Origin of the sequence: Streptomyces sp. NPDC058751 (assembly GCF_042746485.1) — a bacterium.
GTDB lineage: Bacteria > Actinomycetota > Actinomycetes > Streptomycetales > Streptomycetaceae > Streptomyces.
Map to the genome: position 1 here is coordinate 84,327 of NZ_JBHYPZ010000033.1, position 15,912 is coordinate 100,238.

General features: G+C 71.9%; 15 protein-coding genes, 1 tRNA gene and 1 pseudogene. 8 read left to right on the plus strand and 9 right to left on the minus strand.

Annotation, left to right across the window (positions count from 1 at the left end; genetic code table 11):
- Window positions 1–96: 96 nt before the first annotated feature.
- A pseudogene (locus ACFW6B_RS27780) lies at window positions 97–207 on the plus strand (NUDIX hydrolase); the annotation flags it as partial.
- Between the two features lie 269 nt (window positions 208–476).
- Window positions 477–1,778 (plus strand): RNA-guided endonuclease InsQ/TnpB family protein, encoded by a 1,302-nt coding sequence (locus ACFW6B_RS27785; protein WP_386599971.1) that lies wholly within the window; start codon window positions 477–479, stop codon window positions 1,776–1,778.
- A gap of 141 nt (window positions 1,779–1,919) precedes the next feature.
- Here the strand turns inward: ACFW6B_RS27785 and ACFW6B_RS27790 are convergent.
- The 3 genes from ACFW6B_RS27790 to ACFW6B_RS27800 all read right to left on the minus strand — a co-directional run bounded on the left by ACFW6B_RS27790 (window position 1,920) and on the right by ACFW6B_RS27800 (window position 3,783).
- Window positions 1,920–2,002 (minus strand) — tRNA-OTHER (locus tag ACFW6B_RS27790).
- Between the two features lie 120 nt (window positions 2,003–2,122).
- Entirely contained in the window at window positions 2,123–2,671 is a 549-nt protein-coding gene (locus tag ACFW6B_RS27795) for a DUF6985 domain-containing protein (protein ID WP_386599973.1), read from the minus strand.
- Window positions 2,672–2,940: 269 nt separating this feature from the next.
- Window positions 2,941–3,783 (minus strand): DUF2182 domain-containing protein, encoded by an 843-nt coding sequence (locus tag ACFW6B_RS27800; RefSeq protein ID WP_386599975.1) that lies wholly within the window; start codon window positions 3,781–3,783, stop codon window positions 2,941–2,943.
- A gap of 197 nt (window positions 3,784–3,980) precedes the next feature.
- Between ACFW6B_RS27800 and ACFW6B_RS27805 the strand changes: the two genes are divergently transcribed.
- Both ACFW6B_RS27805 and ACFW6B_RS27810 read left to right on the plus strand, forming a co-directional pair.
- The gene (locus ACFW6B_RS27805) at window positions 3,981–4,634 is read left to right on the plus strand and encodes a DUF1326 domain-containing protein (RefSeq protein ID WP_386599977.1); all 654 of its coding nucleotides are present in this window, start codon (window positions 3,981–3,983) and stop codon (window positions 4,632–4,634) included.
- 334 nt (window positions 4,635–4,968) lie between these two features.
- Window positions 4,969–5,859, plus strand: a complete 891-nt coding sequence (locus tag ACFW6B_RS27810; protein WP_386599979.1) for a prohibitin family protein — start codon at window positions 4,969–4,971, stop codon at window positions 5,857–5,859.
- Window positions 5,860–6,031: 172 nt separating this feature from the next.
- Here ACFW6B_RS27810 and ACFW6B_RS27815 read toward each other — a convergent pair whose 3' ends face one another.
- Complete coding sequence (locus ACFW6B_RS27815; RefSeq protein ID WP_386599981.1) at window positions 6,032–6,364, minus strand: hypothetical protein; 333 nt, start codon at window positions 6,362–6,364, stop codon at window positions 6,032–6,034.
- Between the two features lie 148 nt (window positions 6,365–6,512).
- On the opposite strand from ACFW6B_RS27815, the gene ACFW6B_RS27820 reads away from it, so the two are divergent.
- Window positions 6,513–7,451 (plus strand): LysR family transcriptional regulator, encoded by a 939-nt coding sequence (locus tag ACFW6B_RS27820; RefSeq protein ID WP_386599983.1) that lies wholly within the window; start codon window positions 6,513–6,515, stop codon window positions 7,449–7,451.
- A gap of 117 nt (window positions 7,452–7,568) precedes the next feature.
- Here the strand turns inward: ACFW6B_RS27820 and ACFW6B_RS27825 are convergent, their stop codons facing one another.
- Window positions 7,569–8,483, minus strand: coding sequence for a ketopantoate reductase family protein (locus tag ACFW6B_RS27825; protein WP_386599985.1), 915 nt, complete (start codon window positions 8,481–8,483; stop codon window positions 7,569–7,571).
- A 173-nt stretch (window positions 8,484–8,656) separates the two neighbouring features.
- Window positions 8,657–9,430: an MBL fold metallo-hydrolase gene (locus tag ACFW6B_RS27830; RefSeq protein WP_386599986.1), complete on the minus strand. Its 774-nt coding sequence runs from the start codon at window positions 9,428–9,430 to the stop codon at window positions 8,657–8,659.
- Window positions 9,431–9,532: 102 nt separating this feature from the next.
- Here ACFW6B_RS27830 and ACFW6B_RS27835 point away from each other — a divergent pair, with 102 nt between their 5' ends.
- Window positions 9,533–9,763, plus strand: coding sequence for a DUF2277 domain-containing protein (locus ACFW6B_RS27835; RefSeq protein WP_386599990.1), 231 nt, complete (start codon window positions 9,533–9,535; stop codon window positions 9,761–9,763).
- Window positions 9,764–9,906: 143 nt separating this feature from the next.
- On the opposite strand, the gene ACFW6B_RS27840 is transcribed toward ACFW6B_RS27835, so the two are convergent.
- The 3 genes from ACFW6B_RS27840 to ACFW6B_RS27850 all read right to left on the minus strand — a co-directional run bounded on the left by ACFW6B_RS27840 (window position 9,907) and on the right by ACFW6B_RS27850 (window position 13,201).
- On the minus strand, window positions 9,907–10,548 hold the full coding sequence (locus tag ACFW6B_RS27840; protein ID WP_386599992.1) for a DedA family protein: 642 nt from the start codon (window positions 10,546–10,548) through the stop codon (window positions 9,907–9,909).
- Between the two features lie 201 nt (window positions 10,549–10,749).
- A complete protein-coding gene (locus tag ACFW6B_RS27845) occupies window positions 10,750–12,411 on the minus strand; it encodes an alkaline phosphatase D family protein (RefSeq protein ID WP_386599994.1) in 1,662 nt (553 codons plus the stop codon).
- A 145-nt stretch (window positions 12,412–12,556) separates the two neighbouring features.
- Complete coding sequence (locus tag ACFW6B_RS27850; protein ID WP_386599996.1) at window positions 12,557–13,201, minus strand: HNH endonuclease family protein; 645 nt, start codon at window positions 13,199–13,201, stop codon at window positions 12,557–12,559.
- Between the two features lie 476 nt (window positions 13,202–13,677).
- Between ACFW6B_RS27850 and ACFW6B_RS27855 the strand changes: the two genes are divergently transcribed.
- Window positions 13,678–14,259, plus strand: coding sequence for a TMEM165/GDT1 family protein (locus tag ACFW6B_RS27855; RefSeq protein ID WP_386599998.1), 582 nt, complete (start codon window positions 13,678–13,680; stop codon window positions 14,257–14,259).
- A 636-nt stretch (window positions 14,260–14,895) separates the two neighbouring features.
- Window positions 14,896–15,564, plus strand: coding sequence for an HAD family hydrolase (locus ACFW6B_RS27860; RefSeq protein WP_386600000.1), 669 nt, complete (start codon window positions 14,896–14,898; stop codon window positions 15,562–15,564).
- Window positions 15,565–15,912: the final 348 nt, after the last annotated feature.

The window sequence follows — 15,912 nt, forward strand, 5'->3', positions numbered from 1 at the left end:
GGAAGTCTTCCCCGAGCCGGCTGCCGACATCCTGCGCTTGCTCGGCGACGGCGACCCGGACCTGACCGCTTCGGCGGACGTGCGAGGCTGGAACGCATGGCGCGCATCGACCACTTCAACGATCCGAACGCCCCGAAGGCGAACAGCCTCGTCCCCTCCGTGACCGCGGTGACCCGCAACGAGGCCGGAGAGGTCTTGCTGATCCACCTTGTTTTCGGGTGGGGTGCCCGGTCCTTCAGGGCCGGGGTGAATGCCCGCTACCGCGGAGCGGGGCAGGGGAAGCCGAATCGCCGCCGGGGCGGTTCGGCGTCTCGGGAGAGACGGTGGCGAGGTCGGCCTCGAGCGGGTGCGGAAGTTCGGAGTCGACGGGGCTGACTGGCGGTCGGGTGGGTCGGTGGCCGGGATCGGTCACTCGCGCGGGTGATGTCGGTCGATGGTGTGCACGGTCGGGGAACGTGTTGGCTAGGTTCACGGTCATGGCACGGTTTCGGATGTATCCGACGGGTGAGCAGGCGGGCGTCATGCTCGAGCATTGCGCGCACGCCCGGTACGTCTGGAACCTGGCCGTCGAGCAGCACGCGCACTGGTACAGGGGCCGCAGGGCGGCGCCCGGTTTTGCCGAGCAGTGCCGTCAGCTCACCGAGGCCCGGCGTGACAACGAGTGGCTGGCCGCGGGCAACGCGGATGTGCAGCAGCAGGCGCTGAGGGATTTCGCCACGGCGAAGAACGCCCGTTTCGCCTCCGGGTTCGGTGAGCCGACCTGGCGCCGGAAGCACGTGCACGAGGGCTTTCGTGTCATCGGCACCGACCGCGTCCCGGAGTTCGAGGCGGACGGCTCGCCGAAGCTGAACGCGAAGACCGGAAAGCAGGTCATGGGCCGGTCCGTGGTGGTGCAGAAGCTCAACCGCAGGTGGGCGCGGGTGAAGGTGCCCGGCTGCGGCTGGGTCCGCTTCCGGCTCAGCCGCAACGGCAAGGGCTCTGAGCTGCCGGAGGCGAAGACGTTCCGTGTCACCTTCCGTGGCGGCCGGTGGCACATCGCCTTCGCGGTCATCCCTGCGTCGATCGATGGGCCCGGTACGGGTGAGGTCATCGGCGTCGACCGGGGCGTGAAAATCACCGCCGCCCTCTCCGACGGGCGGAAACTGAACTGTCCACAGCTCACCGCCAGGGAACGCGCCCGGATCCGCAAGCACCAGCGCCGGGCCGCCCGCGCCCCGAAGGGAAGTGAGCGCAAGAGCGCCGAGTACGCGAAGGCGGCCCGTATCAAGGCGCGTGAGGCGGACCGGCGCAGGGACTGGTGCGAGAAGACCAGCACGATGCTCGCCCGCACCTGTGACCTGGTGCGGTTCGAGAAACTGAACATCAAGAACATGACCCGCTCGGCCAGGGGCACCGTGGCGGAACCCGGCCGGAAGGTCGCGCAGAAGGCCGGGCTGAACCGGGCGGTCCTCGCCCAGGGCTGGGGCCTGCTCCGGCGACGCACCGGACACAAGGCCCCCGGACGGGTCGAGGACGTCCCCGCCCCCTACACCAGTCTGCGCTGCAGTGCCTGTGGCTGGATCGACAAGAACTCGCGCAAGAGCCAAGCCGGGTTCGTCTGCTCCTCCTGCGGCTTCACCTGCAACGCCGACACCAACGCAGCAGTCAACGTCGCGGCAGGACAGGGCGGGATCCCCCGCCCCCGGCGAACAGCCGGTGCCGGAGGGGTGACAACGGCCACCGGCCGCTCGAACACCCGTGAACCCCAACCCGTACGGGCTGGAATCCCCCTCTTTTAAGAGGGGGAGGATGTCAACCGTCCATGCGCATGCGGATCGAGCACGGCCTGTCGGATCGCGCGGAGCCCCACGTCGGCTGACCGGCCGTGCGGGCACGCGTCCGCTCGACAGCGTCCTGTCAGGGCCCTGGAAGGCAGAGGGTGCCACGGCCCGGATCCGAACCGGGGCTTCCACGTCGGGGCGAACCCGAGCGCGACGTCCTGGGCCGCTGGACGACTCATGGCCAGGCGGACCATACCGGCTCGGGTACTGGCGAGCCCAGTTCTTTTCGAGGGGTGGTAAGACGTCGACCACGCTCGGAACGGTGTGGCCTTCCTCCACAGAGGAAGGCCACAGACGTTTCGTCATGGAACCAGGTCGACTCCATCGATCCGTTCGCTGTCTTCCTTGGCTATCCAGAGGAGGACGGCCGTGTCGCCGCCTCCGACCTTGACGATGCGCGTGTCGTGCATGAGGGCGCCCAGGCCGTGCTCCTCATCCCACAGGCAGGTGGCCTCGAAGCCGACGTACGGCTTGCCGTCCTTGGAGATCTGGTGGACGTGGACGGCCTCGATTCCGATCAACGACTTCAGCTCTTCGGCCTGATCGAGAGCGGGCAGGTAGTCCGGATCCAGTCCGTCGGGGGCGGCACGGATCTTCTGGTAATAGGCGAACAGTCCGGGCAGGAGGGAGTCCATCAGGCGCGGGAGGTTGGCCACCGTCCACGCCACCGAGGCGATCTCCGACTCGTCCAGCGGGTGGTCGCCTCTGCCCTCCGGAGCGTAGTAAAGGGAGACCGGCTCAGGCGCGGGTGATCCATCGGTACGTGCCTCGGCCGATGTCCACCCCCCAGTGGGCAGGCGGACCGTCGTTCGCCAGAAGTACTTGTCCCAGACAAAGGCAGACCCGTCCATGGCGCAGTTCTACACGACCGAGCGGCGACGGATACGAGGGACCCCACGCGTGCTGGCCGGCCCAGCGGATCGGCCAGACCGTCATCGGTCCGCGACAGCCGAGCCGAATGCCCGGACACGGGTGCGCGGCAGAGCTCCAGGAGCGTCCGAAGCGGGATCCCGTTCCACTCGGCCGGCACGGGCCGCTCACGTGCCGGACGGGCCGCGCGGAGGTCGCTTCACCTTCCTGACCTGGCCGTCCACGTCGAGGTGGATCGGCTCGCCGGGGTTCACGAGAACGCGCCCCCGGGGCGGAGCATCTCCGTCATGGGTGACTCCGGCGGGATCAGACCCGGCAGCAGCCAGGGCTGGAAGAGGCTCAGCACCGCGAGCACGAGGAAGACGGCCCCGACGACCTGCGAGAAGACGGGGCCCAGCCGCCAGAGCTTCTCCACGAAGATCACCACGGCCACCGCGGCCATCGCCAGGACGTTCATGACGCCCAGCGGGACGAGCACGACCATCAGCCCCCAGCAGCAGCCCACGCAGTACGCCCCGTGGTGCGCCCCGACCCGCAGATCACGGGCCCGGGGCCGGAAACCCGCGTAGCGCACGAGCTGGCCCATCGGGCTCCGGCAGTGCCGCAGGCAGAGCTCCTTCCATGGGCCGAACTGGTACAGCCCGGCGACCAGGAAGGCCCCGGCGCCGATCCAGCGCCCGGTACCCGGGTGCTCGTCCACCAGGGCCCCGGTCCCGGCGAGGAGCCCGTAGGCGATCAGGCCGAAGGCCGTCCAGGTCAGCAGGTACCCGCCGGCGAACTGGGCGGTACGAGCCATCCGTACGACTCCGGTGGGCGACTGGCGTCCGATGGCCCGCGACCAGGTGAGGGCCACCGGGGCCACCGACGGGAACATCATGGCGATCATCATGACCAGCCACAGCAGCAGGAACAGCGGGACGCCCATCCCCATGGTCCCCGGTTCGACCCCCATGTCACGGGCCTGGTCGACCACCAGCACCCAGGCGAGGAGGGCGATCGAGGCCATCAAGGACCAGGCGAACGCCAGCTGCCGGGCCGACAGCAGGTTCGCCGGACGCAGAGGGGGTGACAGGGCCTTCCGGTCGAGGCGCACACCTCCAGCACATCACGGCGGGCCCGCGCGTGCGCGCGGGAACGCGTGTATGCGGAAAGCACCTCCTCCGGGCGACCCCCGTGGTGGGACAATCGGGGTGTATGCCTGCAACCCGGGCGTGGGTCGACGATGGCTCCCGGGGGTTCTGCCGTCCTCCTGAGACCGACGTCCCGGTACGACCAGGAGGAGGCAGGGAGATGTCCGAGACGACGGCGACCGTTCCCCGGTGGCACGCGGCGGGCGACTGGTTCGACACCTGCAAGTGCAACGTGCCCTGCCCCTGCTCGTTCGCGCAGCTGCCCACCCACGGTGACTGCGACGGCATCCTGGCCTGGCACATCCGCGAGGGCCGTTACGGTGACGTACGGCTGGACGGCCTGAACGTGGTGATGGTGGCCTCGTTCGTCGGCAACATCTGGGCCGAGCACACGGACACGTACGCCGCCGTCTTCGTCGACGAGCGTGCCGACGGCCCCCAGCGCGAGGCGATTCAGATGATCTTCGGTGGGCAGGCCGGCAGCTGGCCCGCCGAGATGGTGAGCATGATGGGCGCCGAGATGCGCGGCATGGAGTTCGCCCCCGTCGAGATCGAGGTCGCCGACGACCTCGCGAGCTGGCGGGCCGTGGTGCCGGGCCGGGTGGAGGCGGGCGCGGAGGCGCTCACGGGGCCCACGACCCCGGAGGGTGCGCGCGTGCAGTCCACCAACCTGCCGGGTGCGGAGACCGGACCGGGCCAGGTCGCGACCTGGGGCCGCTCTACGGTGGACCGCGCCGACGCCCACGGCTTCCTCTGGAGCCGCGAAGGCCGGTCCAGCAAGCACATCACCTTCGACTGGACCGGGCCCGACTGACCAGACCCTCGGCCTCGGCCTCGGTCGCGAACGCGCCGGCCCGCTGGAACGGCGGGCCGGCCCGCCGTTTCGCCGACTGGTCGATCCACAGGGCCAGGTCCTGTCGTCCGGTCCTGCCGTTCGGACCAGGCGGCGCCGGGGCGCGGCGCCCCGGCGGCCACGAGGTGGACGGCTTCGGGCCGCCGGAGTCGACAGCGGTACGGCGACGGCGGAAGGGGGCGGCGGAAGGGGACGGCGGAAGGGGACGGCTCGCGGCGGTGAAACCGGAGGTCGCTACGATGCGCCCGGGGTCGCGCCCCTGGTGGCGCGGGAACGTTTCCGGAGGGGGATTCCTGTGTTCGTGCTGTCCGTACTGCTGCTCATAGCCGCGGTGGTGCTCTTTCTCGTCGGCCGCAGCCGCACCACCGAGGGCGGCTGGAAGCTTGGGGCGGTGCTCAGCGCCGTGGCGGGCCTGCTGGCGGGCACCTTCGCCTGCGTCCATGTCGTGAGTGCCTCCGAGGTCGGTGTGCCGGTGACCTTCGGCAGGATCGGCACGCCGCTGACCTCGGGCGTCCACTTCAAGTCGCCGTTCACCGATGTCACTTCCTTCTCCACCCGGCCGGTGGACCTCGACCTCAACGGCAAGGACGTGGTCGAGGTCCGTTCCTCGCAGGGCGGTGTGCTCTACGCGGACGTCACCGTCAAGTGGGCCGTGGTGCCGGCCAAGACGGTCGCGCTGTACCGGCTGGCGGGCAGCGAGGACGCCGTCGAGGAGCGGCTGGTGCTGCCGGACAGCCGCGAGATCATCCGCAACGTCTTCGCGAAGCACACCAGCGAGGAGGGCTACGCGTCCGCCCGCGAGCAGATCGGCTCGGAGATCGCCGGCCTCGTCAAGGAGCGGCTGGCCCCGCGCGGCATCGACGTCACCTCCGTCAACCTGCGCAACGTGAGGCCGTCGGAGAAGCTGCAGGACCAGATCGACAAGAAGATCCAGCAGGAGCAGGCCACCGAGCGGGCCACCGAGGCGGCGCGCACGGCCAAGGCGGAGGCGGAGCGCAAGCGGATCGAGGCGGAGGGCATCGCCCGCGCCAACAAGATCATCGAGCGGTCGCTGAGCGACAAGGTGCTGTACAACCAGTGCCTCGAGGCCTACAAGGAAGCCGCGAAGGCCCACCCGGTGTACGCGGTGCCGTGCGGCACGGACTCGAACGGCACGCCGGTCATCGTGGACAACGGCAAGAACTGACGCCGCCGCGGGCGGCGCCCGCTCCCGTCGCCGTCGAGTCGGAGCGGACGGCATCTCGGCTTCGTGCCGGACGACCGGGCCGGGGAGGTCGCCCGCCCGGAGGCGTGCGGTGCGAAGCGCGTCGGCACGGGCCCTGCTCGCGATGCCCTGAGGCGGTCCGGCCCGGACCGCCTCAGGGCATCGTGTCGTGCGTGTGCTTCAGGTGCATTCGGGCGTCGACCTTGTCCGGAGGGGGGATCTCCGACCAGAAGCGGTGGCCGGAGACGAACACGGTGAGTTCGCGCTCGCGTTGGCGGAGCTTTTCGACCTCGGCCTGTTCGTCCTCGGTCCAGCCGGGGGACGCGGGGCGCTCCACCTTGCGCCAGCCGCCGGTGTCGCTGAAGCCGTCCAGCGGCTCCACGGACCAGGGGAGTCGTTTCAGCAGGGCCAGCAGCTCGGCCCGGACCTGGCGCAGCTCCTCCTGACCGGCGAGGAGGTCGCTTGGGAAGTCATAGGTCGCAGCCACACGGCAATGCTACGCCTGTTCGATTTTGTGGTGCGAGTTCCTTCCGGGACTTCACTCGAACGAGCGTTCCGAATGGGCGTTCGGAGGTGGTGGGGCGGGTCGATCGGCTGGGCGGTCAACTCCCTTGGTTCGCAGGTATCTTGGGGCGGTGACCCTGGATGATCTTCGTGTGTTCGTCGCCGTCTGCCGGGCCGGGAGCCTGAGTGCCGTGGCCCGGGAGCTCGGCTGCACGCAGTCGGCGGTGAGCCAGCACGTGCGCCGGCTGGAACGCGAGGTCGGGCTCGGGCTCGTCGAGCGGCAGGCCCGGGGTGTGGTGCCCACCCGTGCCGGGCGGCTCCTCGAACGGGCCGCCGCCGACGGCATCGCCGGGCTCGACCTCGCGCTGCGCCGGCTCGACGAGCTGGCGCGCGGGGACGGCGGTACGGTGCGGATCGCCACCGGCGGCACCACCGTGCGGCACTTCATGGCCGAGGCCGTGGTCGAGTTCCGGGCGCGGCACCCCGGGGTGAGCCTGGAGTTCCAGACCGAGAACTCCAGCCGGGGCTGCTTCGACGCGCTCGCCGACCACGGACTCGACCTCGCCTGGGTCACCCTCGGACCTCCCGTGCGCGGGGTCGAGCAGCGGGCCGTCGCCGAACTCCCCTGGGTGCTCGCCGTGCACGCCGACGACGAACTCGCCGCGCGCGAAAGGATCGAGGCGGAGGAACTGGCCGGACTGCGGATCGTGGGACTTCCCGAACACTCCACCTCCCGGGCCCATCTCGACTCCGTGTACCGGAAGTTGGGGATACCGGCGAGCACCTCCGACACCAGCGTCGCCGACTGGGACACCGCGATCCTGCTGGCCGAACTCGGCCTCGGTCACGCCGTCGTCCCCGCCCTGCCCGGCCTGCCCGGACCGGGCCACCCCGGCCTCCGCTTCCTGCCCGTACCGGCCCTGCCGCCCCTGTCGGTCGGCTGGGCCGTCCGCCGCTGGGACGACCTGTCGCCCGCGGCGCACGCCTTCGCCGACACGGTGGCCCGCCACTGTCCGGGCGCCGGGAGGGCGGCGGGGAACGCGGGCGACTCGGAGGGGGCGGGGGGCTGACGGCGGAACCGGTGCCGTAACGCCCTTACGCCGTGAGGCGGTTCGGTCCTGTCGCGAAGGGGAGAAGGAGCGAAGGGCCGAGGGCTCTAGAGGTGAGGGGGCCGGGCCCGTCGGCCGTCAGTTGCCCGGGGTAGCGAGCCGCGTCAGACGGCGGACCAGTTCGCCCGCCACCGGCACCGGTACCCCGGTCCGCTCCGCCGCGCGCAGCAACGCGCCGCCGATCGCGTCGAGTTCGAGCGTCCGGCCCGCCTCGGCGTCCCGCTGCATGGAGGACTTGGTGGCCGCCGGGAAGGCGTCGTAGCGGGTGAGGGCGGTCGCCGGATCGGTGGGGGCTCCGCACGCCCGGCCCACCGCGGCCGTCTCCTCCACGAGCGCGGTCAACTCCTCGCGGTGCAGCGTGCGTACGTCGCCCACCGGCACCCCGTACCGCGTCGTCAGCAGCGCGAACGGGGCGAGGAACGCCATCTTCGCCCAGAGCGTCGCCGACTCGCCGTCCTGGACCCGGGCGCCCAGTCCCGCCCACTCCAGGGCCCCGGCGAAAGCCTCGACCCGTGCCCGGGGTGCCGTGTCGGCGGTCAGGTCGAGCTCGGCGAACGGACTGCCGTGCTCGATCACGCCCGGGGCGATCCGCGTCGACTCCACGCGGATCACCGCGGGAGCCACCTGCTCGGAGCGGTAGCGCTCGCGCAGCAGCGCCGGGTGCTCGACACCGTTCAGGAGCGGGACGACCAGACCCTCGTCGCCCAGGGCCTTCGCCGGGACGCGCTCCAGCGCGGCGTCCAGGGCCGTCGCCTTGACCGCGACCAGGCACACGTCGGCCGGCCCGCGCAGTTCGGTGTCCGCCTCCACCCGCGCCGTGAAGTCGCCGAAGTGACCGCTGCGCACCTCGATGCCGTCGGCGGACAGCTTCCGCGCGGTCTCGTCCCCGGCGAGGCAGATGACCCGGTGACCGGCGCGGGACAGGAGTGCCGCGAGCAGCCCGCCGACCCCTCCCGGACCCAGCACAGCCACCGTCAGCGCGTCGTTCGCCATAGCTCCTCGCTCCTCTCCGCGGCCCCCGGACGGGCCCCGGAGATCGTCACAAGTCCCGGCGATCCGAGTCAATCCTCGGATAACCTTGCCGAACTCCAAGCAGACGCTGGGGTGTTGCTCGGAGCAGGGTCGCAGGCGCCGCTACGGCACCCGCACCGAAGCCCCAGGCGCCGCTACGGCACCCGCACCGAAGCACCGGGCTCCAGCAGCCGCAGCCGGTCCGTGAGACCCGCCCGCGCGAACGCCTTCGTCAGGGTCGAACCGTCCTGGGTGAAGTGGCCCCAGTGCTCGAAGTGCAGCGGGACCACCCGGACGGCGCCGAGGATCTCCGCCGCCCGTGCCGCGTCCTCGCTGGTCAGGGTGAGCGGCGCGTCGGGCACCAGCGGGGTGCGCGCCGCGCCCGCGAACAGCACCGCCACGTCGAAGGGGCCCTCCTGGTCCGCGATCTCCCGTACGACGTCCAGGGAGGCGTTGTCGCCGCTCACGTACACCTTGGGCAGCCCCTCCCCGGACAGCACGAAACCCGTCACCTCTCCCACGAGGGGCAGCGAGCCGTCGGGCCCGTGCTGCGCCGGAACGGCCGTCACCCGTAGGGCCCCGCCGTCCGGACGCGCCAGGTCGACGGACTCCCAGGGGGCGAGGGCGCGTACGGGCGCGCCGATCCGCTCGTACGCCGACGCCGTCGACAGGGTCACCGGAGCGCCCTGGAGGTACCCGCGCCCGGACGCGTCCAGGTTGTCGGGGTGCTGGTCGTGCGAGAGCAGGACGGCGTCGACCGGGCCGAGTTCCTCGGCCGGGAGCGCGGGACCGGTGGTCTTCACCAGCTTCCGGGCGCCGACGGGGTACTCACCGGGAGCGTCGAAGGTCGGATCGGTCAGGAGCCGCAGGCCGCCGATCGCGACGAGGGCGGTGGGGCCGCCGACGTAAGTGATCTCCGTTAAGGTCATGCTCCGCTCAATCCCTGGTACCGGCGGCGGTATTCCCCGCGGGGGCGGGCCGCCTTTCGCGAGCGGGGACCGCGACGGCGCCGGACGCGCGAGACTGGACCCATGTGCCGCAGCATCAAGACACTTCGCCCGCCCGTGATCCCCGAGGAGGCGACCGAGGAGGAGATCCGCGCCGCCGCCCTGCAGTACGTCCGCAAGGTCTCCGGGTTCCGCGCCCCGGCCGCCCACAACCGTGAGGTCTTCGACCGCGCCGTCGAGGCGGTCGCGGCGGCCACGGCCGAGTTGCTGGACCACCTGGAGGTGCGCGGGGCGGCGGCCCGGAGCGCCGGATGACCCGTCGGACGGACGCCGGAGGGCATGACCGGCGCACGGTCCGGGTGCCCGTACGCGGGTGGGCGGGCGTGCCGGTGCGTCCGTACGCGAGTGCGCCCGTACGGCCCGTGTGCCCGTACGCCCTGGTGTGCCCGGGCCGGGGCTCAGGTGCCCGCTTCCCGCTCCCGTGCCGCCACGGGACGGCGTACGACGTAGGCCGCGCCCGCGCCCGCGATGAACAGCGCCCCGACCGAGATGCCCGTCGTGAGCCAGGTGGCGCCCAGCCACTGGCCGCCGAAGTAGCCGAGGGCCACGCTGTAGCCTGCCCACGCCAGGCCGGCGAGGACCGACCAGGGCAGGAACTCGCCGATCCGGCGGCGCGCGGCGCCCGCGCCGAGCGAGACGACCGAGCGGCCGGCCGGCGCGAACCGGGCGACGATCACGAGCACGCCGTGGGCACCGCCGGCGCGCGCCAGGGCCTCGCCGAGACGTTCCTGCGCCCGGGTCAGACGGCGGGACCGGGCGATGGCGCGATCCAGCCAGTCGCCGCCGCGCCAGGCGAGGCGGTATGCCACCATGTCGCCGAGGACCGAGGCCGTGGCCGCGCAGAGGGTGAGCACCAGGATGTCGGGCACGGCGTGGGGGACGTTCCCGGCCGCCGTGGCGGAGCCCGCGGCGGCCGTCGCCGCCGTGATGAGCAGGACACCGCTCGGCAGCACGGGCAGGAAGACGTCGAGAACGATGGACACGGCGATCACCGCGTAGATCCATGGGCTGCCCGTCAGCGACCCCAGACTCTCCAGCATCGAAACTCTCCCCCGACCACCCCGTGGGCCCGGCCGCGCCGCCCCTCGCGGGAGGGTGGCATGGAGGCCTGTGACAGCCATACAGCGTACGCCGAGGACGGGGCGAAAGATCCTCCGGGGACGCATGTGTCGGTCACATCACGTTCACACGTCCGTACGCTCCGGTACGCGGGACGGCGCCGGCGGCCGCGAGGAATGGGTCTAATCCGGGGTGATCCGGGAGTCCGTCACCGTCGTCAGCCGGGCGCGTCCGGCACCGCTGCCGCGCACCGGCCGCGCCTGTTCGAGGCGAAGGGAGGCCGAACGGCCGTGCAGTGTAAGGGACATGAGCTGGTTGCCGAACCAAGGTCCGCCGGTTTTCCGCCAGTCGACCGGCGCTCGTCCGCAACGGCCGTGCCGGGCAAGGAGGGTGCCCAGCAGCCGGGCCGGGCGGCTCCAGCCGAAGCGGAAGCCGAGCCGCACCGAGAGCGGGATGGAGTTGTGGACGGGCGAGCAGGTCAGCTGGAGGACCCGGGCGGAGGGCTGCCGGGCCGGGTCGGCCCAGACCGGATCGGCGACGTAGGCGTGATGCACGTCTCCCGAGAGCACGCACACGGTCGCCGGGGCCCGCTCGCCCGAGCCGGCCTCGGCGACGAGATCCGTCAGCTCCCCGAACGACTCCGGGAACGCCGCCCAGTGCTCCAGGTCGGCCGCGCGGCGCAGCCGCTCGCCGAACCGCGCCCAGCGCCCGCCCCGCTCGCCCCGGCACAGGGCGGCGTCCCACGTCTCCACCTGGTGGATCAGCGGGGGCAGCAGCCAGGGCAGTGACGTGCCTATGAGCAGGTGGTCCCGGGAGCCCGGCGACTCCATCGCCTGCTCGCGCAGCCAGGCCGCCTCCCCGGGATCGAGCATCGCGCGGTTCTCCTCCTCCAGGACGCGGGCCGCGCGGGTGTCGAGCATCAGGACACGGGTCCGGCCGAAGTCGCGGCGGTAGCTCCAGCGGACCGAGGCCGGGTCGGCGTCGGCCCGGGCGGCGAAGGCGCGCAGCACGTCCGTGCCGTCGGGGGTCTCGCGCACGGCCGCGTACAGCGGGTCCGCGGAGAGCTCGGCGGGGGAGAGGTTGCCGAGGTGCTGGTGGACCCAGTACGACATCAGACCGCTGAGCACCCGCTCGCGCCACCACGGGGTCGCCCGGATCTCCGCGAGCCAGGCCGCGCTGGTGTTCCAGTCATCCACGATGTCGTGGTCGTCGAAGATCATGCAGCTCGGTACGGTCGACAGCAGCCAGCGGATCTCGGGGTCGAGCCAGGACTCGTAGTAGAGGCGGGTGTACTCCTCGTAGTCCGCGACCTGGTGGCCAGGGGGGTCCGTGAGGCCCCTGCGCGCCGCGATCCACGCGCGGGTCGCCCTGGAGACCTCGTCCGCGTACACCTGGTCGCCCAGCAGCAGGAGCACGTCCGGGCGTTCGGCGTCCGGATCCGAGGCGATCCGGGCGGCGAGGGTGTCCAGCGCGTCGGGTCCCACCGGGTCCTTCTCGTCGGCGGGCGGTGACGCCCAGCGGCAGGAGCCGAAGGTCACGCGCAGGACGGCGCCGTCCTCGCCCGTGGGGGTGCGGACGGCCGAGGGGGGAAAGGGCGAGTCGGGCAGCGGCCACACGGCCGTGCCGTCCAGCAGGATCTCGTACGGGGTGACGGTGCCCGGTGTCAGGCCCTCCACCGGCACCAGCGCGTAGTGATGGCCCGCCACCTGGAAGGTGCGGGCCCGCCCGCGGGCGCCGTCCGCGCAGCGCACCTCGGCGGTGCACGGGCGGCTCGCCTCGACCCAGAAGGTCGCCGACGGGCCGTCCACATACCTCAGCAGCGGTCCCAGGCGCAGCTCGGCCATGGTGATCCCCCTCCTCCGTCGCCCCGTACGGTACGGAACGACGGAGGCCCGGGGGGAGGTTCCGGAGACCGTGGGAACACCGTGGGGGGACGGTGTCCGGAACCCTGACGGCCCGCGAGGCCGCCGGTCGGTGCCGGGGTCCTGGTCAGCAGCCGGCGAGGACCGAGCTCAGCTTGGTCTTCTCGGCGGAGTCGACCTTGAGGTTGTAGTAGTACTTCACCTGCACCCAGGCGCGGACGTAGGTGCAGGCGTACGCGGTGCGCGAGGGCATCCACTCGGCCGGGTCCTGGTCGCCCTTGGACTGGTTCACGTTGTCGGTGACCGCGATGAGCTGGGGGCGGGTGAGGTCGTTGGCGAACGCCTGGCGCTGGGCGGTGGTCCAGGCGGAGGCGCCGGAGTCCCACGCCTCGGCGAGCGGCACCAGGTGGTCGATGTCGAGGTCGGAGGCGGCGGTCCAGGTGGCGCCGTCGTAGACGGAGTACCAGCTGCCGCTGGTGGAGGCGCAGGCGGAGTCGGTGACGACGCCGCTGCCGTCGCGCTTCAGCACCGTCTCGCGGGTGTTGCAGGCGCCGGAGATGGTGATCCAGTGGGGGAAGAGGTCGCGGTCGTAGCCGGTGCGGTTCTCGGTGGCGACGGTGAGCGAGGCCAGGTAGGTGCGGGCGGTGGCCGCGCTGACCGGGGTGGGGAGGGCGGCGGAGGCGGTCGGGCCGGTGAAAACGCCGGCCATGGCTATCAGACCCGTGATGCCTGCGAGTATGCTCAGCCGTCGACGCGCGTAGACCTTGGGCATGCGAACTCCCTTGTGGTGTGGGGGTGTTGAGGTGCGGGCGAACGAATGCTCGCGGCGTGGTGTTGCCGTGAGGTAAGTGCGCGGTTAGAAAATAATGACGCGTACATGACATGACAAGGTTTATGACAGAACTTTCCCGGCGTGCGTGTGGCCGGGTCGGGGAACCCCGGTCCACCGGGAGGTTCCCGTCGGTCGCGTACCATGGACGGCGCAGAAGGGGAGTAGCTCTTCGCCGGACCGTCGACATACTGCTCAGCTCGTCTGAGCCGGCGCCCGGAGGCGGGTCTCGATCACGGGACCGGCCAGCGAGACCTTCGGCAAGCAGTGCACTCGCCCTGCCGGGCCTTTCCGGTACGGGTGCTCGTGCCCGTACCCACCGGTGCGGGTGATGCCGTGTGCTGCCGTGCCGAGGTTCGCGCAGTCACAGCACGCGTAGTCGCAACTCTCGGCGGGGCGGCCCGACCGATTGAGGAATTTTGATCAGCTTCAGCGTGATGGCGCTCGTCTTCGGTGTCGTCTTCCTTGCCGAGCTCCCCGACAAGACCGCGCTCGCCGGCCTCGTCCTCGGCACGCGCTACCGCGCCTCGTACGTCTTCGCCGGTGTCGCCGCCGCGTTCGCCGTCCACGTGGCGCTCGCCGTCGCGGCGGGCAGCGTGCTGACGCTGCTGCCGCAGCAGATCGTGCACGCCGTCACCGGGGTGCTGTTCCTCGGCGGTGCCGCGATGCTGCTGATGAAGAAGGACGAGGACGAGGACGAGGTCCGCAAGCCGGCGAACCAGGGCTTCTGGAAGGTGTCCGGGGCGGGCTTCATGCTCATCCTCGTCGCCGAGTTCGGCGACCTCACACAGATCATGACGGCGAACCTCGCCGCTCGGTACGACGACCCGCTGTCGGTGGGGCTCGGCGCGGTGCTGGGGCTGTGGGCCGTGGCGGGGCTGGGGATCGTGGGCGGCAAGGCGCTGATGAAGCGGGTGCCGTTGTCGTTGATCACCAAGGTGGCGGCCGTGCTGATGCTGGGGCTGGGGGTCTGGAGCCTTTACGAGGCTGTGGCGGGCTGAGGTTGCTCGCCTCTGGCGTTTGTGGGGCCGTGCGGGGCGCTGCGCTGGCTGTCGCGGGTCTTGGTCGGTGGGTGGGGCTGCGCTGGTGCGCTGACCGTCGCGGTGTCGCCCCGGTGGGTGGGTCGGGGCCGTGCCGGTACATCCGCCCGTCGCCGTTGGACGGAGATGTGAGCGTCGGTGGCGACGGGCATGTGATGTACCGGCACGGCCCCTCCCGTGCGTCGCCGGGTGCGGGTGCGTCGTGGTGTCGGTGGGGGAGGGGCGGCCTTTCGGGTCGGCCCGGATCTCGGCTGCGGGTGTGTGGCGGTCTTCTGTGGGTGTGAAGTGGTTCCTCTGGTCCCTCCGGTTCCCCTGGGGCCCTCTGGTCCCTCCGGTTCCCCTGGGGCCCTCTGGTCCCCCCCGGCGTCCCCCGGCGTCCCCCGGGGTCCCCTGGGATCCCTTGGGTGTCTCTTTTCTGTCTCGATGTGTTTCTGGGGGTTGTGCCTGGGGGGCGGGGTCGGAGGGGGTGGTGGCGCGGAGTGCGATTGTTTTGTATGCTGTGGGAACAAAGTGGTTCCCGTCCGCACCTCCCTGACCGGCGGGCGGGGCCGCCTTGTTTCCCGGGGGCCTGTTGGCCCCCTGTCTGCGTTTGGGAGCATGCCGATGACGACGGCCACCACTGTTCTGACCGCCCGTGCCCTCCTGCTCGACATGGACGGCACCCTCGTCAACTCGGACGTCGTCGTCGAGCGCTGCTGGCGCGGCTGGGCCGACCGGCACGGGCTGGACGGCGACGAGGTCATGAAGGTCGTCCACGGTCGGCAGGGGTACGCCTCGATGGCGGTGCTCCTGCCGGACCGCCCCATGGAGCAGAACTACGCGGACAACGCGCGGATGCTGGCCGAGGAGACCGCCGACATGGAGGGCGTCGTCGCGGTCCCGGGTGCGCCGGAGTTCCTCGCCTCCCTCGCCGGGGTGCCGCACGCGCTCGTCACCTCGGCGGATGTGGCCCTCTCCAGCGGGCGGATGGCCGCCGCGGGGCTCGGACTCCCCGAGGTCAGGGTCACCGCCGAGTCCGTCGGTGCCAGCAAGCCCGATCCCGAGGGCTTCCTGAAGGGTGCGGCCGAGCTGGGGATCGCGCCCGAGGACTGTGTCGTCTTCGAGGACTCCCAGGCGGGGATCGCCGCTGGGCGCTCCGCTGGGATGCGGGTCGTGGGGGTCGGGCCTCGGGCCGGCTCGTACGGGCCGGATGTGCTCGTGCGTGATCTGACCGAGGTGCGGGTCGAGATCGTCGGAGACGGGACCGTTCGCCTTCACATCGGCTGACCCCCCTTCGGGCGGGAGGACTGCCCCCCCCCGGGCGGGAGGACTGACCCCTCCGGGCTGGAGGACTGACCCCTCCGGGCTGGAGGGGAGAGGCGAGTGGGGGCTGGGGCAGGGTTTTCGCCCCCTCCGCCCCTGCCCTTCCCGTCCCCGGGGCTCCGCCCCGGACCCCGCTCCTCAAACGCCGGAGGGGCTGAACCGTTCCCCGGCCGGGGCTGAAGATCACGCCGGTGAGGGACTGGGCCCGAGCCACCGCACACCCGCGGCCGGGATCCGGCGGGAGGGGCCGGGGGGGGGGGGGGCGGCGGCCGCGCGCCCCCCCCGGCGGCGGGGGCGGGCGCGCCCCGCGGC

Excerpts from the sequence above, each read along its gene's own strand:
- ACFW6B_RS27830 (WP_386599986.1), bottom strand. The coding sequence starts at position 9,430 with ATGACCTTAACGGAGATCACTTACGTCGGCGGCCCCACCGCCCTCGTC.
- ACFW6B_RS27805 (WP_386599977.1), top strand. The coding sequence starts at position 3,981 with ATGTCCGAGACGACGGCGACCGTTCCCCGGTGGCACGCGGCGGGCGAC.
- ACFW6B_RS27835 (WP_386599990.1), top strand. The coding sequence starts at position 9,533 with ATGTGCCGCAGCATCAAGACACTTCGCCCGCCCGTGATCCCCGAGGAG.
- ACFW6B_RS27785 (WP_386599971.1), top strand. The coding sequence starts at position 477 with ATGGCACGGTTTCGGATGTATCCGACGGGTGAGCAGGCGGGCGTCATG.
- ACFW6B_RS27850 (WP_386599996.1), bottom strand. The coding sequence starts at position 13,201 with ATGCCCAAGGTCTACGCGCGTCGACGGCTGAGCATACTCGCAGGCATC.
- ACFW6B_RS27825 (WP_386599985.1), bottom strand. The coding sequence starts at position 8,483 with ATGGCGAACGACGCGCTGACGGTGGCTGTGCTGGGTCCGGGAGGGGTC.
- ACFW6B_RS27795 (WP_386599973.1), bottom strand. The coding sequence starts at position 2,671 with ATGGACGGGTCTGCCTTTGTCTGGGACAAGTACTTCTGGCGAACGACG.
- ACFW6B_RS27845 (WP_386599994.1), bottom strand. The coding sequence starts at position 12,411 with ATGGCCGAGCTGCGCCTGGGACCGCTGCTGAGGTATGTGGACGGCCCG.
- ACFW6B_RS27840 (WP_386599992.1), bottom strand. The coding sequence starts at position 10,548 with ATGCTGGAGAGTCTGGGGTCGCTGACGGGCAGCCCATGGATCTACGCG.
- ACFW6B_RS27860 (WP_386600000.1), top strand. The coding sequence starts at position 14,896 with ATGCCGATGACGACGGCCACCACTGTTCTGACCGCCCGTGCCCTCCTG.